The 22,903-nt window shown below is 64.8% G+C and carries 10 protein-coding genes; 6 read left to right on the top strand and 4 right to left on the bottom strand.

The features are described 5' to 3' along the window. Positions 1-15: 15 nt before the first annotated feature. The 4 genes from H2LOC_RS13850 to H2LOC_RS13835 form a co-directional block, all read right to left on the bottom strand. Entirely contained in the window at positions 16-1,461 is a 1,446-nt protein-coding gene (locus tag H2LOC_RS13850; RefSeq protein ID WP_246206839.1) for an efflux transporter outer membrane subunit, read from the bottom strand. Then, complete coding sequence (locus H2LOC_RS13845) at positions 1,454-3,439, bottom strand: MacB family efflux pump subunit (protein WP_136497571.1); 1,986 nt, start codon at positions 3,437-3,439, stop codon at positions 1,454-1,456. Before H2LOC_RS13845 ends, H2LOC_RS13850 begins: the two co-directional genes overlap by 8 nt. Next, positions 3,436-4,632, bottom strand: a complete 1,197-nt coding sequence (locus H2LOC_RS13840) for an efflux RND transporter periplasmic adaptor subunit (protein WP_136497570.1) — start codon at positions 4,630-4,632, stop codon at positions 3,436-3,438. The genes H2LOC_RS13845 and H2LOC_RS13840 overlap by 4 nt, the downstream gene beginning before the upstream one ends. A 171-nt stretch (positions 4,633-4,803) precedes the next feature. Next, on the bottom strand, positions 4,804-6,057 hold the full coding sequence (locus H2LOC_RS13835) for a PepSY-associated TM helix domain-containing protein (protein ID WP_136497569.1): 1,254 nt from the start codon (positions 6,055-6,057) through the stop codon (positions 4,804-4,806). Positions 6,058-6,526: 469 nt separating this feature from the next. Between H2LOC_RS13835 and H2LOC_RS13830 the strand changes: the two genes are divergently transcribed. The 6 genes from H2LOC_RS13830 to H2LOC_RS13805 all read left to right on the top strand — a co-directional run bounded on the left by H2LOC_RS13830 (position 6,527) and on the right by H2LOC_RS13805 (position 22,894). Further along, positions 6,527-7,996 (top strand): diaminobutyrate--2-oxoglutarate transaminase, encoded by a 1,470-nt coding sequence (locus H2LOC_RS13830; RefSeq protein WP_246206838.1) that lies wholly within the window; start codon positions 6,527-6,529, stop codon positions 7,994-7,996. Positions 7,997-8,052: 56 nt separating this feature from the next. Then, entirely contained in the window at positions 8,053-8,289 is a 237-nt protein-coding gene (locus H2LOC_RS13825; protein ID WP_136497568.1) for an MbtH family protein, read from the top strand. A gap of 65 nt (positions 8,290-8,354) precedes the next feature. After that, positions 8,355-9,251, top strand: coding sequence for a cupin-like domain-containing protein (locus tag H2LOC_RS13820; protein ID WP_136497567.1), 897 nt, complete (start codon positions 8,355-8,357; stop codon positions 9,249-9,251). 39 nt (positions 9,252-9,290) lie between these two features. Continuing rightward, complete coding sequence (locus H2LOC_RS13815; protein ID WP_162009770.1) at positions 9,291-17,933, top strand: non-ribosomal peptide synthetase; 8,643 nt, start codon at positions 9,291-9,293, stop codon at positions 17,931-17,933. A gap of 13 nt (positions 17,934-17,946) precedes the next feature. Further along, complete coding sequence (locus H2LOC_RS13810; protein WP_136497565.1) at positions 17,947-21,303, top strand: non-ribosomal peptide synthetase; 3,357 nt, start codon at positions 17,947-17,949, stop codon at positions 21,301-21,303. Next, positions 21,296-22,894, top strand: coding sequence for an MBL fold metallo-hydrolase (locus H2LOC_RS13805; RefSeq protein ID WP_136497564.1), 1,599 nt, complete (start codon positions 21,296-21,298; stop codon positions 22,892-22,894). The genes H2LOC_RS13810 and H2LOC_RS13805 overlap by 8 nt, the downstream gene beginning before the upstream one ends. Positions 22,895-22,903: the final 9 nt, after the last annotated feature.

The raw sequence follows: 22,903 nt of genomic DNA, 5'->3' as shown, positions 1-22,903 counted from the left end.
CTCTTGTTCGGCGCGTCATCGATCTTCTTTCTTCCCCCATCCGCCGCCGAGCGCGACGAAGAGGGCGACCGAGTCGGCGAGGCGTTGCGCTTCGGCTTCTATTCTCGTTTTCGTCGCGTTTAAAACTGCGCGTTGGGCGTCGACGACGACAAGCTGCGAGACATCGCCCTGCTTCAGTCGCCAGCGCACTTTGTCGAGATATAGTTTGGAGGTCGCTTCCGCGGCTCTTGCGGAAGCGACCGCGCGAGCGTCGCTTTGAAGCGCTCGCAGCGAGTCTGCGACGTTTTCGAACGCCTTCAGCGCCACATCCCGGTATTGCGCCTCGGCTTGCTGGAGCAAAGCCTCGGCCGCGCGCTGCCTGTCGAGCAGCGCGAAGCCGTCGAAAGCGGGCTGCGCGACGGCTCCCGCCAGCGTGTAGAAACCGGTCCCGGGCGCGAACAGCTGGGCGAGCTGGAATGCGCTCGTGCCGCCCACGGCGGTGAGAGTGACGTTGGGCAATCTCGCCGCGACTGCAACGCCGACGAGCGCGCTCGCCGCGTGGATGTTGGCCTCGGCGGTCCTGATGTCCGGACGCTGCTTCACGAGTTGTGAAGGGAGGCTCACGGGAAGATCCCGCGGCAGAGCGAGCTGAGACAGTTCGAAGGTCGCCTCGATCTCCCGAGAAGGATAACGTCCTGCCAACGCCGTGAGCCGATTGCGCTGCTGCGCCAACCGGCTCTCCAGACCCGGCAGGGTCTCGAGAACCTGCGTCAGTGCGGTTCGCTGCGAGAGGACTTCGGGCGAGGCGATGGCGCCATAGGCGAACTGCCGCTCGAGCAGCCTGAGACGCTCCTCCTCGAGCGCGACGATCCGGCGGGTCGCGGCGATCTGATCGCGCAACATCGCTTCTTCGATAGCGGCATGGGCGATATCGGCGGCGAGCATCATCTGGGCCGCCTGCTTCAGATAGGTCAGGCTCTCGCGCTGCGCCTCGAGGGACTCCACCTGGCGCTGCGTCGCGCCCCAGACATCCAGCGTGTAGCTGACCTGCACCTGCTTGGTGAAGTAGGAAAAGGGGGTCTGCAGGACGGTGGAATTGGTCGCGTCTCCGGAAGAGAGATTGTAGGTCGAGCCGGAGGTCAATGCGAGTTGCGGAAACCAGGCTCCCGCAGCCGCCGAGGCGTTGAAATCGGCGGCGTGAATGGCCGCTTCGGCCGCTTCGAGGGTCGGGCTGGCGGCGATCGCTTCGTCGATGAGCTCGTCGAGACGCGGCGACGCGAACACGGTCCACCAGCGCGCGGGAACCTCCGCCCCCTCGCGAAAACGCTGGCCCTCGCCGGGCGATGCGGTTTTTTGCGGCGTGTAACGCTCGACCGACGGCGGCGCAGGCGGCGCGAAATCGGGACCCACTGCGCAGCCCGCGATTTGCAGCGCTGTGAGCGCCGAGCCGCAAAGCGCCGATGTGCGCCAGCTTCTAATCACGGGAGAGCGCATCCACGGGGTCGAGCGCGGCGGCGTTGCGCGCTGGGAAATAGCCGAACACGAGCCCGGTCAAGGCCGCGCAAAGCGTCGCAGCCAAAATAGCAGTGGCGGAGAGTCGAATATCCCAGCCTGGCGGCAGCGCATAGGTCGCGGCATAGCTCAGAATGAAGGAGAGAAGGACGCCGAGCACGGCGCCCATCAGACAGAGGACGACGGCTTCGATGAGGAATTGACGCCGGATGTCGGCCTGGCGCGCCCCCACGGCGACCCGCACGCCGATCTCCCGGGCCCTTTCAGAGACGGAAACGAGCATGATGTTCATGACTCCGATGCCGCCCACGATCAGCGAGATCGCCGCGATCGCCGCGAGCAGCATTCTCAGCGACCAGGAAAAGGATTCCATGGCGCGGATGCTCGCGTCGTTGTTGTCGACCCAGACGTCCTTGGCGCGGTGGCGCTCGGCCAGAAGGTTGGAAATCCTCTCGACTCCCTCCTCTCCGGTCGTGTTCTGCTGCAATCGCACCCACACCATGTCGAGATAATTGCGGCCCGTCAGACGGGCGTTGCTCGTCGTATAGGGGAGGAAGACCGACAGACGGTTCCCAGGCTCCGCCCAACCCGGCTTCTGGGCCACGACCCCGACCACCACACAGGGAAGCGAGCCTATGTAAATCACCTTGTTCAACGGATTGCCGTCCCCGAAGAATTGCTTGTGAGTTCTATCGTCGATTACCGTCACGGGCGCTTGCCGGTCGAAGTCCTCTTGGGTGAAGCCGCTCCCGAGCTTGATATGAAAGCCTTGAAAATCGAAGTAACCCGGACCGACCCCCACCGCCGAGCCGTCGCGGTTGAAGGAGCGGTAGCGCAAAAGCGCCGTCGTATATGTCTGAAAGGTGGCGCTCAGCACATAGGGCTCTCGACGCAGCGCCTGGACGTCAGACGGCTTGAGCGTTCGAATTCTCGGCCCGAACGGGTCTCCTGCGACATGGCCGGGATAGATGATGAGCTCCTTCAGCTTGAGAACGGAACCGAACTTGTCTTCCAACACTCTCGAGGCGCTCTCCCCCACGGCGACCATCATCGTCACGGACACGATGCCGATGACGACGCCCAGCAGCGTCAGCCCGGAGCGTAAACGATGCGCCAGCAGCGCCGTCCAGGCCATTTTCGTGACTTCGAAAAAACGCTCCCAGGGCGATCGCGAAAAAATCGGGGCCGGGACCAGCGTGGGCTCGGAGTCGTGAGGAATCGGGCGCGGCGCGGCGCGGTCGGTTCGCCGGTCCGAGACAATGACGCCGTCGGCGACCTCGACGATCCTCTGGGCGCATCCTGCTACGTGAAAGTCATGGGTCGCAACGATGATCGTGTGGCCCTGCCGGTTCAGCTCCATCAGAAGCTCGAGGACCTCCCGGCCATTGGCGCTGTCCAGCGCGCCGGTCGGCTCGTCGGCGAGAATCACTTCTCCGCCGTTGATCAGCGCCCGTGCGATCGAGACGCGCTGCTGCTGACCGCCTGAGAGTTCTCTGGGGAGATGCGTCGCTCGGCCGCCGAGACCGAGCCGTTCCAGCAGCGCCCTGGCGCGGGCGTGGCGCTCCTGCGCGTCGAGATTGGCGTAGACGGCCGGCATTTCGACATTGGCCTGGGCGGAGAGCTGGGAGAGCAGATTGTACCGCTGGAAGATGAAGCCGAAATGCGCGCGCCGCAGCTCCGCCAACTGCTCCGGGCCGAGCTCGGATGTATCCTGTCCGGCGACCCTATAGCTTCCTTCGCTCAGGCGATCGAGGCAGCCGAGGATGTTCATCAGCGTCGATTTGCCCGAGCCCGAGGCGCCGATAAGCGCCACCATCTCTCCGCGCCCGACGGAGAAGTCGATCCCGCGCAACGCCACGACTTGCTGATCGCCCGAGGCGTAGCGGCGGACGGCTCCGCGCAGCTCGAGAAGCGCGTCGTTCGTCGAAGGCGTCGCCGCGCCGCTCATGATTTGTCATCCTGGGAGGGGGGGATCTCCCCCGTGATCACGTCCTCGCCCTCCTTGAGTCCGTCGAGCGCCTGCGCCTCGATGTGATTGTTGACGCCGACGCGCACCCTTCGCTGTTCGATCTTGCCGCCGGGGCCGAGGACGCGAACGATATAGCGGCCGTCGTCCCCCTGGCCGCGCAATGCGTTTGAGGGAATGATCAGCGCTTGCCTCGCGACGCCGGCGACGATCGACACCTGGGCCGTCATGCCGATGCGAAGGCGACGATCCGCGTTCGGAACGTCGAGCAGCGCGCTATAGAACACGGCCCCGCTGGCGGCGCTCGAAGCGCCCGAAGATTGCGCGCCGGTCTGAGAGGTCGACGCCTCCGAGTAGCTCTGCGGCGCCAGTTCGACCGCGCGCAAGGCGCCCGAATAGCGTCTCTCCTGGTCGCCCATGATGGTGAAATAGGCATTCTGGCCGACCTTCACCTCGACTACGTCGGCTTCCGAAACCTGCGCCTTGATCGTCATGGAATCGATCCGCGCGAGCCGCAGAATCACCGGCGCGACCTGCGCGGCGACGACCGTCTGGCCTTCCTGCGTCAGGACGCCGACCACCTCGCCCTCTATCGGGGCGGTGATTTTCGTGTAGGCGAGATTGGCGGCGGCTACGCCGACCTGGCCGGTGGCCTGGGCGATCTGCGCGTCGAGCGCATTCACGCTGGCCGCGTCGGCGAGCTGCTCCGCTTCGGCCGCCTCCAGGTCGCGCCGCGAGGTCACGGCCCCCTTCATCATGCCGCGCTGCCGCTCGAATTCCAGTTTCGCGCGTCGCAGCTTGGCGACCGCCGAGAGCTTCTGGGCCTCGAGATTGGCGAGATTGGCCTGCGCCGCTTTCAACTCGTTTTCCGGCACGAGCGGATCGATCTCGGCGAGGAGATCGCCCACGCGGACGTGGTCGCCCAGCTTGGCCTTGAGCGATTTCAACTGGCCGGATACGCGCGTTCCCACGTCGACCTGGCGGATCGGCTGGACGAGGCCCGTGGCCGGCACCGTGCTTTCGATGTCGCGGCGCTGGACTTTCGCGGTCGTGTATTTCGGCGCGGGGGCTGCGGCGAGCCAGACGCCCGCGAAATAGGCGGCCGCGAAGGCCGCCGCAAGCGCAATGAGAGCGTAGCCTCGCCTCGACCCAAAGAATTTTTTAAAAGGCCCCATAAGTTTAGCCGTGTAATCGGGACGCAATCCCGCGTGTCCCGACGAACCGCGCTTGCGATGGAAATCAGTCAGCCGAAAGCCTTGGAGACGTGCGGCGGGAAAGCTCGCAAGCGGCGCCAGTAACATGGATCTGGCGCGAACGACAAGGGAGCCTGGAGCGTGGTTCACAGTTCAGGATCTCTCGCCCGGGATAGCCAGCGCGTCCCGCGCGCTCCGCAATTCAGTGGACGAGTCGCGTGCTCGTTGTCGCGCGCTCCGCTTCTTCCACCATATGTAGACTCCCGTGACCGACAATGTTGCGACTCCCAGCCCGACCACGATCATGAAAAGCCGGTAGATTGCAAAGTCCATCGGGTCTCTGGCCATGTGCAGCCCGCGCAACCAGCTGGTGAGCAAGTCGCCGATCTTTCCATCGCTCGCGTACATCCGCGCATGAAAAGCGCCCGTGTCCGCGTCGAAGAACACCGTCGCCATCTGGTCCTGCGGAAATGGGCGGTCGGTGACCACGGTATAGTTGTAAAGACGGGATTCCTCGAAGCGGTTCAAGGAATGCGGCCGCACGACCTTGAAGCCCTGCCTGACTGCTTCTTCATCCATCAGCCGCTCGCCCGCAGCCTGCGCCTCTTTCCAGTCGAGCGTGAAGGGCGCGCTGCTTTCGCGCTGAGGGAACAGCGCGCTGTCCTCCGATCCGCCGCGATAGGGGAGGACCCGGCTCATGATCCAGTCATAGACGTCGAGCCGGTCGGTGAGCTGCACGCTGGACCATGCGAAGACCAACAGCATCAGCCACAGCCAGAGGCCCCCGGCGCGATGCAGATCGAAATTGATGCGATAGAAGCTCCCGCGCCATTTGACGAGCCAGGCTGGTTTCCAGCGCTCCCAGAATTTCTCGAGCGTTACGGGCAGCGTGAGATAAAAGCCGACGAAGCAGTCGATCGTCCAGCACAGAGCGACGACGAACAGTATCCACAATCCGGTTTCGCCGATCGCGAGATTGACGTGAAGAGCGAGCACGAAGGGCATCACGGCGGCGAGGAAGCGAGCGGTCGCCGTCGTCGGCTCGGCCGCGGCGAGGCGCTCTCCCGTATAGGGATTGAGAAAGACGAAAAACGGCTCGTCCGGGTAGCGCGCGCCGGTTTCCGGATTGCGCCGGCCATACATGCGAATGGTGGCGCGATCCTCGGAATTCTCGGCGAAATATGCGGCATGCTCCTTCGGCTCCAGCGCTTCGGCGCGCTTTGCGAGCGTCGCCAGGTCGAGGCGCCGGGCGTCGGGCGCCGGCTTGGCGGCGACGAGGCGGGGATCAAATACGCCCTGCAGGTCCGCCCTGAAGGCAATCAGCGCGCCTGTAACCCCCTCGATGAACAGGAAGGTCGCAAGGGCGAGCCCGACATATCGATGCAGCCAGACGAACACACGCCGCATAGGACGACAACTTTCTCAATCTAACCCGGACAAGCGCGCGGCGCGTCGACCGGAGAGTTTTCAAATTCGTTCAGATTACGCTTTGGAGCCGTGCGCGCGCTGGGGAAACTTCTCTGACCGGCGCAGTAGAAGAGAGTGTCGACGATCCCGTCAACTGCTGTCAACCATTGTCAAAGCCGTGGTGGAATCTGAATTTCAACCAATCCTGATAACGTTTTAACCGGCCGCGGATCGATTGCGCCGGCTCGAAAAACATCAAGAGCCGGAATATTTTTTTGAACCTGTCGTGTTTGGGCGCGGACGAACGTCTCCACTAGTCAGGTGAAGTGCGCGCCGAGCGGTGCGCTGCTCCATCGCAAAAAAAAAGTCGGCCCAAAAGGCGCCGAAAAGGATCCTGCGAGGGGGAAGCAGAGTGGGGACGATAGAGCGCCCGGGCCCTCTCGCGTGTGAACCGAGTGGAGTCGCACGATTGCAGCAGGTCAATGTGTTTCATTCCCCGGCGCCGATCAATCGGGAGCAGGCTTCGTCCGCAGAGGCCTGTGGCGGAATGGTCGGGAATGGCGCGGCTGCGCCTTCCGCTGCGGGCGTCTCTTCGCGCGTCGCCTATCTCGAAAGGCAGGCGACGATCGAGTCGAACGCACGGGCGTATCCCCGCCGCCTGCCCATCGTGATCGCATCGGGGCGCGGCGTCGTCGTGCGCGACGTCGACGGGCGTGACTATATCGATTGTCTCGCCGGCGCCGGCGCCCTCGCGCTGGGTCATAGCCATCCCGCGGTGATCCAGGCGATCCGTCAGGCGCTGGACGATGGGGCGCCGCTTCAGACGCTCGATTTGCCGACGCCGCTCAAGGACGAGTTCACGAGAACGCTCTTCGAGAGTCTGCCTGCGGCCTTCGCCGAGGATTACAAGATTCACTTTTGCGGTCCGACCGGCGCCGACGCGGTCGAGGCGGCGTTGAAGCTCGTGAAAACCGCTACGGGGCGAAAAGGCGTACTCGCCTTTCACGGGGCCTATCACGGCATGACGCAGGGCGCGATGAGCGTGACCGGCGACACGGCGCCGAAAATCCCCGCCGAAGGGCGCGCCGCGGACGTTCAGTTTCTGCCCTTTCCTTCCGAATATCGTTGCCCCTTCGGAATGGGTGCGCAGGCCAGCGCGGAAATCAGCGCGCGCTCCCTGGAGGCCGCGCTCGAAGATCCGAGTTGCGGACTGCTGCCGCCGGCCGCGCTGATTATGGAAATCGTTCAGGGCGAAGGCGGCGTCAATCCGGCGCCGGACGATTGGCTGCGCAAAGTGCGCGAGATAACCGCGCGTCATGGCGTCTTGCTCATCGTCGACGAGGTTCAGACGGGATTGGGGCGGACGGGACGTCTCTACGCCTTCGAGCAGCCGGACATCCTGCCGGATGTCGTGATCCTCTCCAAGGCGATCGGCGGTGGGCTTCCGCTCTCCGTGATCCTCTACCGCCGAGAGCTGGACGTCTGGCGTCCAGGAGCGCATGCCGGCACCTTTCGGGGAAATCAGCTCGCCTTCGCAGCGGGCGCGGCGGCTATCCGCTTTGTCATGTCCAACCATCTCGAGCGGCACGCCCAGGCGGCCGGGGCGAGGCTCCAGTCCCTCTTGACCGGGATCGCCGCCGAGACGTCCTGCATCGGTCATGTGCGAGGCCGCGGTCTGATGCGCGGCGTGGAGATTCACGATCCGCGAAGCGTCGGCGCCGCCGCCGGCGTCGGTGTTGTCCCTTCTGCGAGCGCGATTGCGCGGCGCGTTCAAGAAGAATGCCTGCGTCGCGGATTGATCGTCGAGCTCGGCGGACGCCATGGCGTCGTCGTGAGATTTCTTCCGCCCCTCGTCGCGACGCTCGCCGAAATCGACGAGATAGCCCAGCGGTTTGGCGAAGCGGTCAAGGCGGTCGAGGCGTCTCGCGTTTCGCAATGAATCACGACAGGCCGCGCGAGACGCAGCCGAATGCAACAATCGAGAGGAGCGAGCCCATGGCTTGGGAAGAAGACGAAACCGCCGTGTACAAGGTCGTCGTCAATCACGAGGAACAATATTCGATCTGGCCCGACTACAAAGAGATTCCGGCAGGATGGCGCGCCGTCGGCAAGGTCGGACTCAAGGCTGAATGCCTCGAATACATCAAGGAAGTCTGGACCGACATGCGGCCGCTCAGCCTGCGCAAGCAGATGGCCGAGCGGGAGGCCGAAGCTGAAGGCGTTGCGGGCTGACGCGCCGCGCGCCGCGCAGTGCGAATCGAAGAGACGCCGGTGTTTCCGACGGGAGGTTGGGTAGGATGAGTGCGGAATTGAATGTCGACAGGCGCGAGAACCTCGGCGCGGAGGAATTCGCGGAGAGCTATGTCGCCAGACGAAGGCCCGTGCTCGTGAAGAATGCGCTCGCGGGCAGTTCGGCGCTCTCCCGTTGGGATTTCGATCATCTGCGCGAGCGGGCGGAAGCCCGTATCGTGCCGCTCAAGACGCTGAGCGAATCCGGCATCAAGGTCACGAACCAGCGCCTCGACGATTATCTCGACGGGCTCGAAGCCTTCGAAAAGCATGCCGCGTCCGCGGGCTCCGACCGGCCGTCGGCGCCGGCCTATCTCCATGACATTCCGCTGACAGCGCTGCTGCCGAACGCGCAGGAGGACCTCGAGCAATTTCCAACCGACTATTTTCCGGCGTGGTACGGAGAGCGCTGGCCCCAATTTGCGCAAGTGTTCCTCGGGCCCACGCACAGCCTGACGCCGTTGCACTTCGACTGCCTGCTCACCCATAACCTCTTTTTTCAGATCAGGGGGCGCAAGCGCTTCGTGCTCATTGCGCATGACGAGCTGAAATACTGTTATCCGAGCCGTTGGCGATGGTGCGAGATCGACGTCGAGAAGCCCGATTACGAACGTTTCCCGCTGTATCGCCACGCCAGACCGGCGGAAGTGGTCGTCGAGCCGGGAGACTGTCTCTATATGCCGCCGGGAACGCTCCACCATGTGCGCGGCCTCGATTGCGCCCTCTCGTTCAACGTCGACTGGCACACCAGGGAGAGCGCGGCGCAGGGGGTGTTCGCGGCCGCGCGCGGCATGCCTTTGAAGAACGTCTATTACAACGCGATCATCGCCTTGGGGCTATGGACGGGCGCCTCCGCGCAAAGGCTCTTTCCCTATTACCGCTCCTATCTCAGCTACATTTCCTGAGCGGCGCGGCGTCGGCCTGCAGTGAGGATGAACGCAGAAATGTCGAACTTCGCCACGCTGGACGTCGAAGATGAAATGGCGTTGCGCAACCCGGTCGATCTCGCGTCCTTGCTGCGATTGCGCGCTGCGCTTCAGGCCGAAGACACGGCCTTCGTATTTCTCGCGCGCGGAGAGCGCGAAACCGCGCGTCTGACATTTGCGTCGCTCGATCGGCGCGCGCGCGCGATAGCGGCGCGCCTGCAAAAATCGCGCGCGACGGCGCCCGGCGCCCGCGTCATGCTGCTCTATCCGGCGGGACTCGATTATATCGAGGCGTTCTTCGGTTGTCTTTACGCCGGCGTGATCGCAGCGCCGGCCTATCCGCCGGCCGGCCATCATCGCCAGCGTCTGCACGCCATCATGGACGACGCGGAGCCGGCGGCCATTCTGACGATCGCCGAGCTTCGCGATCGCTTCGGCGCCGATCCGGGCTGCCGTTTCGACGCGAATGCTCTTCCCTGGCTCGCCACCGATGCCGTCGATTCCGCTGAGGCGGATGATTGGACGCCCTATGAGGCGACCCCGGACTGCATCGCATTCCTGCAATATACCTCCGGCTCTACGGGCGATCCGCGCGGCGTCATGGTCAGCCATGGCAATCTCGTCGCCAACCAGCAGGTCATCAGGGACAGTTTTCATCACACCCGCCGATCGAACCTCGTCGGCTGGCTGCCCCTCCATCACGACATGGGGCTCATCGGGAACGTTCTGCAGCCCCTCTTCGTCGGGGCCGCCGCTCATCTGATGTCGCCGCTCGCCTTCCTGGAAAAGCCGGCGCGTTGGCTGCAGGCGATCGCGGCGTGCGGAGCTCATACCAGCGGCGGGCCAAATTTCGCCTACGACCTCTGCGTGCGCAAGGTGACGCGCGAGCAGAAGCGGGATCTCGATCTGAGCTGCTGGAAAGTCGCATTCAGCGGAGCCGAACCGGTGCGCGCCGCAACGCTCGATCGTTTCGCCGAGGCCTTTGCCGAATGCGGTTTCAGGAGAGAGGCCTTTCTCCCCTGCTTCGGCCTCGCGGAGGGAACGCTCGTCGTCACCGCGCCGGTGCGCGGCGAGGCGCCTGCGGTGCGTCATGTCGAGCGAGAGGCGCTCGAAAGAAACCGGATATTGCCGGCCGAGGGTCGCGACGCCGCGGCGCTGGTCGGATGCGGACGTCCTTGGCGAGGCCATCGGCTGCGCATCGTCGATCCCGACAGCCGTCGGCCCAGCAGGGATGGGGAAGTCGGCGAAATCTGGTGTGCGGGTCCGAGCGTCGCCGCAGGCTATTGGCGAAGGCCCGAAGAAACGGCGAACGTCTTTTCTGCGCGGATCGTCGGCGAAGACGCCGACGAATATCTGCGAACCGGAGATCTGGGCTTTATCGACGACGACGAGCTCTATGTCACGGGGCGGCTCAAGGATCTCATCATCGTCGCCGGGCGCAATTACTATCCCCAGGATTTCGAGCGCGTGCTCGATGATTCGATCGATGCGGTGCGGCCCGGTTGCAGCGGGGCTTTCTCCGTCACGATCGACGAACGGGAATCGGTCGTCATCGTCGCCGAGCTGGAACGCCAGGCCGCGCAGACGCTGGAGAGCGCAGGCGCGAACGCCCTGCTCGCGCAGATTCGCGATAGCCTCGCCGCCGAATGCGAAATCGCGCCGCACGAAATCGTGCTCGTGCGGGCCGGCGCCATCCCGCGCACGTCGAGCGGTAAAATCCGCCGCGCCCAATGCCGGCGGGAATATCTCGAAGGGCGATGGCCCGTGCTGGCGCGCAGCGGCGCCGCGGCGCCGACGGAACGCCCGAGCGCGCGCGCGTCGGGCGCGCAGGCGATGCTGCAGCAGGCGCTGACATTGCTGGCGCCGCCGCAGCGCATGCAATTGACCACGGGCTTCCTGATTTCACAGGCCGCGAGGCTATTGGGGATTGCGGAGTCGGAGCTCGGGCCCGGTTCGCGGCTGACGTCCCTTGGCCTAGACTCGCTGCGGGCCCTGGAGCTCAAACACGCGCTCGACGCGGCGCTCTGCGTCGAGACGCCCCTGTCGCCTCTCCTGACCGACGGAACGATCGTCGAGATCGCGGAGGCGGCGACTCAGGCGCCTCCTTGCGCCACGGCGGCCGAGAGCGCCGCTGCAGGCGCCGAAGGTTTCCCCCTGTCGCTCGCGCAGCGGGCGATCTGGACGACGCATCGGCTGGAGCCGCACAGCAACGCCTACAATCTGCACCTCGCTTTCGATATTCGCGGTCCGTTGGACGCGAAAGCCTTTGCGCATGCGTTCGACTTGATGGTCGAACGGCACGCCGCCCTGCGCATGACCTGTCACGAGGGCGCGAGCGGTCCCGTTCAGCGTCCGCATGCGTCGCGTCAGAGCGGCTTCGCGATCATCGACGCGCGGGGCTGGAGCGATGACGCCTTGCAGGCGGAGATGGGCGATCGCGCCGCTCGAGGCTTCGATATCGAGCAGGGGCCGCTCTTGAAGGTGGCCTTATATCGACGGTCGGAGGCCAGCGCCACGGCGCTGCTCTGCGCTCACCACATCGTCGCGGATCTGTGGTCGCTGATTGTCTTCCTCAAGGAGTTCGAAGCGGCCTATCGGGCGGCGCGCGCAGGCGAGCCTTCGCAATTTCCGTCTCCCCAGGCGGACTACTACGACTTCGTAAGCCGGCAGAAGCGCTATCTCGCAAGCGACGCAGCCTCCCGGGACTGGGACTATTGGCGAGATCGGCTGACGGCCGAGCCGCCGATGCTGGCGCTTCCCTACGACCGGCGACGTCCAGCCTCGCCGGGCGCCGCCGGCGGGGCGGTCGCGCTGCGGCTCGATTCCGATTGCGCCACGCGCCTCAGGGAGTTCGGGCGCGAGCAAGGCGCGACGCTGTTCGTGGTTCTGCTCGCGATCTACAAGACGCTGCTGCGCCGCTACACGAACCAGGACGAGATCGTCGTGGGAACGGCGGCGAGCGGCCGCGGCCAGGGCCGCTTCTCGTCTCTCGTGGGGAATCTGGTCAATCCGCTGGCCCTGCGGACCAGGCTTCGCGGCGATGCGCCTTTTGTCGATTATCTGCAGGATGTGCGACGTTGCGTCGCCGAGGCGCTCGACCATCAGGACTTTCCGTTTTCGACGCTGGTCGAGCGCCTGCGTCCAGACCGCTGCGAAGGCCAGTGGCCGATCTTCCAGACCTTCTTCGTTCTGCAGCAGGCGCAGGAGACAGAGCTTGCGCAATTTGCGGAGCTTGCTCTCGGCGAAGGCACGGCCCCCTTCGCCTTCGCCGACCTCACGATCAACGGGGTTGCGATCGACCGGCGCGTCGAACGTTTCGATCTGAAGCTGATGGCCGCGATCTCTTCCGACGGCGGTCTCGTCCTTTCGTTCCAATATCGCAGAGAGCTGTTCTTCGAGGAGACGATTGCGCGCCTCGCCGAAGATTTTCGTGTGCTTCTCGAGCGCATCGTCGCATCGCCGCAGACGCCGATCGGCGCGCTGTTCCGCTGCTTGCCGGGGGAGCGGCTTTCGATCCTGCGCGGGACGCAGAGAAGCCTCTCGGACGCCGTCTTCATTCCGTCGTCGCTGTCCCGGGTCGCGGGCGGATCGCCTCGGGATGCCGCGATCGTCGGCCCGGACGCAAGCTTGACCTACGCCGAATTAGAAGACCGCACGAACCGCATGGCGCATTATTTTCGGCGCCGGGGCGTCGAGCGCGGCGAGCCGATCGGCATTTGCGCGACGCGTTCGATCGACACGATCGTTGCGATCGTCGCGGCGCTGAAGGCGGGCGTCGCCTATGTTTCGATCGAACCCGACCATCCGCCGGCGCGGGTCGCCGCCATGTTGCGGCTCGCTTCGGCCCGCTTCCTATGTGGCTCGAGAGAATGGCTCGCCGAAGCGGCCGTGGCGGGCGCACAACCGATCGTCCTCGAAGATATAGCGGCCGACCTCGACGCCGAGCCTTCATGGCCGCCGAGAGTGGAGATCGGAGCGGCGGATCTCGCCTATGTGATTTTCACTTCCGGCTCGACAGGAGAACCCAAAGGCGTCGCCGTCACGCATGGCGGGCTCGCGAACTACACGGCGTCGATCGTCGATCGTCTCGACGAGCCTGGTCTGCGATTCGCGCTCGTGTCGACGCTTGCCGCCGATCTCGGGCATACCGCGCTCTTCCCGTGTCTGGCGCTCGGCGGAAGCCTGCATTTGCTCGACGACGACGAGGCGACCGACCCGCTCCTCTTCGCCGCCTATCTGGAGCGCCATCGCATCGATGTGCTGAAGATCACGCCTTCGCACTTCGCCGCCCTGACCGACGCCGACGCGAGGCTATCGGCTCTGCCGCGAAAGGCTCTGATCTTCGGCGGCGAGGCGTTGCCGCTCGCTTTGGTCAAACGCGTGTTTTCACGCGCGGTGCGGGGATATGGCGCGCTTCGCCTGTTCAATCACTACGGCCCGACCGAAACGACCGTCGGCGCGCTCATGACGCCGCTGAGCTTGAACGACTGCACGGTCGAGGAATGGGAGAGCGCCCCCATCGGACGCCCACTCGAGAATAAGCGAGCAATCCTGCTCGGACCGGACCTGACGCCGACGCCGCGCGGAGTCGGCGGCGAGATTTGCCTCGGCGGCGCGGGACTGGCGCAGGGCTATGTCGGGCGCCCGGATTTGACTGCGGAGCGCTTCCTGCCCGACCCCTATGGTCCGCCCGGCGCGCGCCTCTACCGGACCGGCGACCTCGGTATCCTGACGGACGATGGCGCGATGCGGTTTCTGGGGCGCATCGATTCCCAGCTGAAAATCCGTGGCTTCCGCGTCGAACCGGAAGAAGCGGAGGCGCGGCTCAAGGCGCATGCCGGAGTCGCGGGCGCCGCGGTTACTCCCATTGAGGCGGGAAAGGGCAGGGTTGCGCTCGCCGCATTCATCGTGGGCAAGATCGGCGCCGCGCCATCTCGTCAGGCTCTGCATGCATTCCTGCGGCAGACGCTGCCGGATTATCTGGCCCCTTCGACCTATGTCTTTGTCGACGCCTTGCCGATGACGCCGAACGGCAAGATCGACCGCAAGCGTCTGCCGGCGCCGGACCGCACGGCGCACGCCGGCGAGACCTACCGCGCGCCGCGCAACGATGTGGAAGCCCGGCTCGCCGCCATCTACGCCGCTCTGCTCGGCGTCGAGACAGTCGGCATAGACGACGGCTTCTTTGCGCTCGGAGGCGATTCCATTTTGAGCATCCAGGCCGCGAGCCGCGCCATCGCGAACGGCCTGCGGCTGTCGCCCCAGCAAATCTTCCGTCATCAGACCATCGCCGAGCTCGCGGCCGCGATCGCCGCCGCCGACGAAGCGCCCCAGCGCGACGTCGACGCTTCGGGCAATGACGCCCCGCTCGTAATGCAGCCGGCCGGGTCGGAAGTCTTCGAATGCGTCTATCCGGCGACGACGCTGCAGGAAGGGCTGCTGTTTCACACGCTCTCCCGGCCGAATTCCGGCGTATACGTCATGCAGCATCGCTATTGGATCGAGGGTGATGTCGATGTCGGGACTTTCAGGGCTGCCTGGCAGGCGCTCGTAGATGCGCACCCGATTTTCAGGACCTCCTTCGCCTGGGAGAACGTCCCGAAATGTCTGCAGCTCGTGCATGAGCGCGTCGATCTGCCGTTCGACTTTCTCGATCTGCGTGGCGATAGCGCGGCGGCGCAAGAGGAGCGGCTCGACGATCTGCTCGCTAAAGAGCGGCGCAACGGCTTCGATCCGGCGAAAGCCCCGCTGCTGCATATCCGTCTCGTCAGGTTCGCCGAGCGTCGTTATCTGCTGATCCGAAGCCATCATCACATATTGTTCGACGCCTGGTGCACTTCGCTCATCCTGAAAGGGTTGCAGCAAAATTATCGCGCGCTCGCCGCCGGTGCGGCGCCGGCCGGGCCGAGCCGTCCGAATTTCGCGGATTATATCGGCTGGCTCGGCAGGCAGGATCTGCAGGCGGCAGAATTCTTCTGGCGGCGCAATCTGGAGGGTTTCTGCGAGCCGACGCCCTTGATCGGAGCCGCGCCCGCCGGAGCGGAGGAAAGCGACGAGGAGGAGGTGGAAGACCTCGTCGTCCATCTGTCCGCGACCGACACGGCGCGATTGAAGGAGGCGGCGGCGCGGCTGCGCGTGACGCCGAACACTTTCGCGCAGACGGCGCTCGCGCTGCTGCTCGCCTATTATGCGAACCAGGAGGAGGTCGTCTTTGGCGTCACGGTGTCCGGGAGGCCGCCGGAACTCGCAGGCGTCGAGACGATGCTGGGTCTCTTCATCAACTGCCTGCCGCTGCGGGTTGCGATAGACATGAGCGAGCGGTTGCCCGCGCTGCTGCAGCGCGTGCTCGCGCAGAACTACGCGATCCGGGACTATGAATACGCGTCGCTGACCGAGGTGCAGAAATGGAGCGATGTCCCTCGCGGCGTCGATCTGTTCCAATGTCTCCTGACCTTCGAGAACGCTCCCATCGACTGGAGCCTGCTCGAAGACGGCGGCGACTGGCGCTTTACCGAATCCTGGCATCGCACCCACACCAATTATCCGCTGACCTTCGTCGTCATTCCGGGACCGAGGCTGCATGTACAGCTGACCTATTCCCGCGCGCGCTACGATCGAGCGACCGCGGAACGGCTGCTGGCGCATTACCGCCTCCTCCTCGAACGGATGACCGCCGATCCTCAAGCGCGGGTCTGCGACATTGCTCCGCCCGGCGAAGACGAACAGCGTCTGCTCATCGAAGACTGGAACCAGACGGACCATGATTACGCAGAGCCGCGTGATCTCCTCGGGCGGTTCGAGCGTCAGGTCTTGCTCACGCCCGACGCCGTCGCCGTCGCCTGTGGCGATGCGACGACCGACTATGCCGAGCTCAACGCCAGAGCAAACGACATTGCGCAGGCGCTGATCGAGGCGGGGGTGGGCCCCGATCACATCGTCGCGCTCTTCGACGGACGGGGGACCGACTTCCTCGCTGCGATGCTCGGCGTCTTCAAGGCCGGCGCCGGCTATCTTCCGCTCGACCCCGCGCATCCCGACGCACGCATCCGCCAGGTTCTCAGCGAATCGAAACCCGGCGTCATGCTTTGCGGCGCGCAATTCCTCGAACGCGCGCAAACCGTCGTCGCCGAACCGTTCCGGCTCGACCTGCGGCTGCTGGAGATCCGGCCGCTCGCGTCTCACGGCGCGGGGCGCCGGAATCCGGCGCGGCGTCACGCTTCGCAGAACGTCGCCGTCGTGATCTTCACCTCCGGCTCGACCGGGAAACCCAAGGGAGCCACGATCGAACATCGCGGGATGTTCAACAATCTCATCACCAAGGTCCCGGCGCTCGCACTGACCTCGAAAGACGTGATCGCCCAGACGGCGTCGCAATGTTTCGACATTTCGATCTGGCAGTTTCTCACCGCGCTGACGCTCGGCGGGCGCGTCCAGGTCATTCCCGACGAGATTTCGCAAGACCCCCGCCGGCTGCTCGACGAAATCTCCCGACGCGGCGTCACGATACTCGAGGCGGTGCCGTCGATGATCCAGGCGTTGCTCGACGCCTCGGAATCGCGATCGGGTCTGGAAGGGCTGCGCTGGCTTCTGCCCTGCGGCGAGGCGTTCACGCCGGAACTCTGCCGGCGCTTCATGGAGCGATACCCCGAGGTGCGGCTTCTCAATGCTTATGGGCCGGCCGAGTGTTCGGACGACGTCTCCTATCATCCGGTTTTGGAAGCGCCCTCGGGCAATGAACTCAGCGTGCCGATCGGACGCCCCGTGGACAACGCCCGGCTCTATATTCTCAACCGTTGGTTCATGCCCGCGCCCATCGGCGCGCCCGGGGAGATTTGCGTCGCGGGCGTGCAGGTCGGGCGCGGCTATCTTCATCGGCCGGATCTTACGGCGGCGGCCTTTCTGCCGGATCCTTTCGGCGCCCCCGCCTCGCGACTCTATCGCACCGGCGATCTCGGGCGATGGCGCGCCGACGGGGTTCTCGAGTTCCTCGGGCGCGTCGATCACCAGGTCAAGATTCGCGGCTTCCGGATCGAGCCGGGAGAAATCGAAGCCTGCCTGCTGCTGCACCCGAAGGTCAAGCAGGCCTGCGTCATGGCGCGCCCCGTGTCGAAGGGCGTGAACCGCCTCGTCGCTTATGTCGTAGGAGGCGCATTCGCGCCGATGGAGCTGCGCGAGCATGTGCTGGCGCGCCTTCCGCATCACATGGTTCCATCGGCGTTCATCCTGCTCGAGGCGATGCCGCTGACGCCGAACGGCAAGATCGACCGCGCGAGACTGCCGGCGGATGACGCCGACAGCGCGCCGCTCGACGCCTATGTCGCGCCGCGCAACGACACCGAAGAAGCTCTCTGCAGAATCTGGACCGAGATTCTGGGCGCGACGCGCGTCGGCGTCGAGGACAATTTCTTCGAGCTCGGGGGACATTCCTTGTCTGCGATTCAAGTCCGCTCGCGCATCCAGGCCGCCTTCGGCGTCGAGCTGCCATTGCGCGGCATTTTCGACGCGCCGACGATTTCACTGCTCGCTCCGCGCATCGAGGCGGCGCTGATTGCGGAGCTGGAAGCGCTCGACGAAGCGGAGGCCGCGGCGCTTCGAGCGCAAATCCTGGGCGCGTCGGCGCAGCCGGAGCAGGACTTTGCGGCCAAGGCTTCGAGCGACTGACCGAGGAGCGGAAATGCAAAGCAAGCTGGACATCGCGGCGATGGACGCCAGAAGCAAGCTGTCGGCGGCGAAGCTGGATCTGTTGCGGATGCGCCTTTCCGGGCGCGGCGCGGAAAACGCCGTGGGCGCCCGTATCGCGCATCGCCCGGCGGGGGAAAATCCCGTGTCGTTCGGGCAGGAACGCATCCTGTTCCAGCTCCTTCTGGAGCCCGACGCCACGCTGTTTCACATCCCCCTGCTCGTGAAGTTCGACGGGGCGCTCGATCGGGGGGCGCTCGAAGCCGGTCTGAACGAAATGATCCGACGGCATGAAGTCCTGCGCTCCAGCTACGCACAGTGGAGCGGCGTCTGGCGACAGTCGATCGCTCCGCAGGCTGAATTGGCGTTCGCGCGGATCGACCTCCGGCATTTGTCGGAGCCGGAGCGGGAGACGGAGCTCTCGGCGCTGGTCGCAGCCGAGGCGCGCAAGCCCTTCGACCTGGCGAAGCCTCCCTTGATGCGGGCGACGCTGGCGGCGCTCGGACCGAACCGCCACGCGCTTCTTCTGACCATCCATCACATCGTCTGGGACGGCTGGTCGAGCGTGCTGATGATCCGGGAGATCACCGCTCTGTATAAGTCCTTCCTCTCGGGCGGGGGATCGCCGCTGGCGCCGCTGCCTGTTCAATATGCGGACTTCGCGCATTGGCAGCGCCGACTCGTCGACAGCGAGATCGGCAAAGGGCAGATCGCCTATTGGAGGCGCCAGCTGGCGTCATTGCCGCAGTATTCGACCCTGCCGACCGATAGGCCGCGCAGCGCTGCGCAGCGGCGCCGGGGCGCGTCGCATTCCTTCAGCCTCGCGCCGGAAGCGCAGGCGAGGCTCTCGGAGCTGGCCCGCCGGGCGAATACGACTCTCTTCGTCACGCTGCTATCGGGTTTTTTCGCTTTTCTGTTCCAGGTCACCGGGCAGAGCGACTTTGCGGTCGGAACGACGATCGCCTATCGCACGCGCCAGGAACTCGAAAAACTGGTCGGCTTCTTTACGAACGTGCTCGTGCTTCGCGCCGACATGGCCGGCGGCCCCTCGTTCGAAACGCTGCTCGCGCGCGTTCATGAGATCGCTGTCGACGCGCAGGCCAATCAGGATGCGCCCTTCGAAAGGATCGTCGAGGAACTCGCCCCGAAACGCGACCTCGGCCACAACCCGCTCTTCCAGATCGCCTTCGTCCTCCATAATCTTCCCGCAGAAAGACTGGAGCTGCCGGGCGTTGCGATGACCGTCGCGGAGACGGACGCCGCGGCCGCGGCCTTCGATCTCGTGCTGCATGTTTTCGAAGAGCCGGATCGGCTGAAGGCGCGGTTCGAATATGACGCTGATCTCTTCGATCGATCGACGATCGCGAGGCTCGCTTCGAACTTCGAATCCTATCTCGGCAATCTGCTCGATGATCCGGCGCAGCCGATCGGCTGCGTCTCGCGGCTGACCAAGGCCGAGGAAGGACGTATTCTCGCCGCGGCGCAATCGGGGCTGGCTACGGTCGCGCCGCGGGCGATCCTGCACGATCTCGTCGACGCATCGGCGAAAGGCGACGCCGCAGCCGTCGTATGCGACGCAGAGCGGCTTTCCTACGCCGAGCTTGGCGCGCGCGCCAACCAGCTTGCGCATCGGCTCATGGGCCTCGGGGTTGGACCGGATGTTGCGGTAGGCGTGTTCGTAGAACCCTCGATCCAGGCGATCGTCGCGATCCTCGGCGTTCTGAAGGCCGGCGGCGCTTATGTTCCGATTGATCCGTCCTATCCCGCCGCTCGCATAGACTTCATGATGGAGGACTGCCGAGCCGCTGCGATCGTTTCGATGCGGACGTCCGCGGCGGCTCTGCCTTCGCTCTCTGCGCCGATCGTGCTGCTCGACGACGACGAAATCCTCGATCAGATGCCGCAGTTGGAGCCGGAGTCTTCGGTCGGTCCGGACAATCTCGCCTATATCGTCTATACCTCAGGCTCGACCGGCCAGCCCAAAGGCGTGATGGTCTCGCACCGCAACGCCGTCGCCTCGACTCTCGCGCGGCGCCATTATTATCGCGAGCCCGTCGGCGCCTTTCTGCTGCTGTCGTCGATCGCCTTCGACAGTTCCGTCGCCGGCCTCTTCTGGACGCTCGCCGACGGAGGGATTCTCTGCATCCCCGACGAAAGGACGCGGCGCGATCCCCTGGCGCTGCTGCGGCTCATCGAGCGCCATTCGATCTCCCACCTGCTCGCGCTTCCGTCCATGTATTTCGCGCTGCTCGAACTTTCCGCAATACGCAGCTGCGCATCTCTGCGCAGCGTCATCGTCGCCGGCGAGGAGTGCAAGGCGGAGGTGGCCCTGCGGCATTTCCAGCAGCTGCCGCAGGTCCGGCTCCATAATGAATATGGCCCTTCCGAAACGACCGTCTGGGCCTCGGCGGACACTCTTTCCGCGCCCGGATCGCACACCGTTCCGATCGGCCAGCCGATTCCAGGGGCGCAAATCTATTGCGTCGGACCGAACGGCGACCTCGCGCCGACCGGGACGCCGGGAGAGCTGTGGCTCGGAGGAGAGGGCGTTGCGCGCGGCTATCGCAACGCGCCGGATCTGACCGCGGAGCGTTTCATTCCAAACCCTTTCGCCGGAAGCGGCGCGCGACTTTTCAAAAGCGGCGACATGGGGCGCGTCGACGCCGACGGCAGGATCGAATTCCTGGGACGAATCGACGATCTGGTCAAGATCAGCGGCTATCGCGTGGAGCCGCGTGAAATCGAGGCGGCCCTCCTGCGCGATTCCGCGGTGATGGAAGCCGTCGTCGTCGCGCGCGTCGACAGGCGCGGGAGCCCGCGCCTCGTCGCCTTCGCCGTTCTCGCGAAGGATACGCAGAATCTTGAGGGAGATCTCAAGGGACGTCTTTCGCAGACGTTGCCGGCCTATATGGTTCCCGAGCGCGTCGTCGTCGTCCCGAGCCTCCCCCGGCTTCCCAACGGGAAAATCAGTCGCGCCGCTCTGTCCGAGTTCGAGACGGAGCCGCCCGCCAAGCTGCAGGACGGAGGTCCGCTGGACGACATCGAGTTGCTGTTCGCCGAGATCTGGCAGGATGTCCTGGGCGTCGATCGCGTCGAGGCGAGCGACAATTTCTTCGACATCGGCGGCGCCTCGCTGTCGGCGATACAGGTCATAGCGCGCGTGCAGCAGCTGTTCGAAGCCGAAATCCCTGTGACCATCCTTTTCGATGCGGCGTCGCTCGCCGAATTTTCACGGGAGGTGGTGCGGATCGCCGGCGACAAGACGCTGCCGAGCGAGGAATTCGACGCGCTGCTGCGGCCGAATGAAACCGAATCTGTACAGATGGCGCGAAGCGGAGGCTTCGATGTCTGACGGCCTCGGCTTCATGCTGTCCGCCAGCGCGTGCATCGAACCGCTGGTCGCGCGCTGGCCGGCGTGGCCTCATACTCTGGCGCCGGTCGCGCACAGCCTGCATCTCGCCAACTATCAGATCGACGTGCTGCAATCCTTTCTCGACAATCCACGGCAGCACGAACTGGCGTCTAAAAATCCACGCCTCCTCGGCGGACCGTTCATCGACCATCCGGCACACGAATCCGGAAGGCTGAAGACGCTGCTCGAGACGACGCTCGGCGCCATGAAGGACAATATCGAATTCGCAGAGGCGCTGCTCCAGTTCAGCCGGAGCCTGGCGCAAGAAGCGAAAGGCGAGAGCCTCGAAGAACGCTACGCCAGCCTGCCTGCGCCTTTGCGGGGGCATGTCGAGCTTTTTTACGACTATCTGAACAATCCGATCGTGCGCTGCCTCGAGGGCGCCCTCTATAAGAGCCGCTACTATAAGCCGGAGCAGCAATCTCTGCGTCTGTTCGATCTGCAGAGCGACGACGACCGTCCCTACTATATGAGCACCCCGCGGCTTGATGGCGCGGGGGTGTTCGACTGGCGAATTTCCTTCGCCGACGCGAGGCTCGACGATCTTTTTCGTCTCGACGTCGAACCCGCCGGTTATGAGGCGATCTTGGAACTGCTCGGCGGTGAAGCAGCGGCGAACGGCGCGCTGGCGCCGTTGCTCGAGGAAAGCCGGGGAAAGCCCGATCCCAAATGGCGCGGGGAGGGCGTGCGGATCCGCTACTTCGGCCACGCCTGCGTTTTGGTCGAGACCCGCGACATTGCAATCCTGGTCGACCCGCTGGTCGCGAGCGTCCCCCGCGAAGCGAAGGTCGAGCGTTTCAGCTGGGCCGATCTTCCCCACCGCATCGACTATGCTCTGGTCACGCACGGCCACCATGACCACTTCGTCGTCGAGACCCTGTTGCGATTGCGGCACAGGATCGGAACGCTCGTGGTTCCCAGGAATTCGGGAACCTTTTATGCGGATTTTTCGCTGCGGCTGCTCGCCGAAAATCTCGGGTTCAGAAATGTCCGCGAAGTGGATTGCTTCGACGAGATCGTCTTCGAAGGCGGCCGGATCGTGGCCATCCCCTTCCTCGGCGAACACAATGATCTGCCTGCTGCGAAATCCGCTTATCTGATCGAGGCGGCGTCGCAATCGATTCTGTTCGCTGCGGACTCCAATTGTCTCGACTGTGCGATCTATGAGCCGATCCTGAGATTGGCCGGCCCGATCGGCGTGCTGTTCGTCGGCATGGAATGCGTCGGGGCGCCCTTGTCCTGGGTTTATGGTCCGATGCTGCCGCTCAAATCGGAGCGTCGCCACGACCAGAGCCGCCGCTCGAACGGCTGCGACGCCGCCAAAGCCCTGACTCTCGCGCGGTCCGTCCAGTGCAAAAGAGCGTTCGTCTACGCCGTCGGGCGCGAGCCGTGGATCAAACATCTGCTGGCGCTGAGTCCCTCGGAGAACGACCCGTATATCCGCGAAATCGACAAGTTCATCGCCGCCATGAAGGCTGAGCTGCAGGGCGACGCGGAGCTTCTCTTCGGCAGGTCGGAAATTCTGGTTTGAAACGTCCGC

The organism is Methylocystis heyeri (genome assembly GCF_004802635.2).
GTDB classification, from domain to species: Bacteria; Pseudomonadota; Alphaproteobacteria; order Rhizobiales; family Beijerinckiaceae; genus Methylocystis; species Methylocystis heyeri.
The sequence above is the reverse complement of the archived record's forward strand: the minus strand, read 5'-3'. Positions and strand labels throughout refer to the sequence as shown.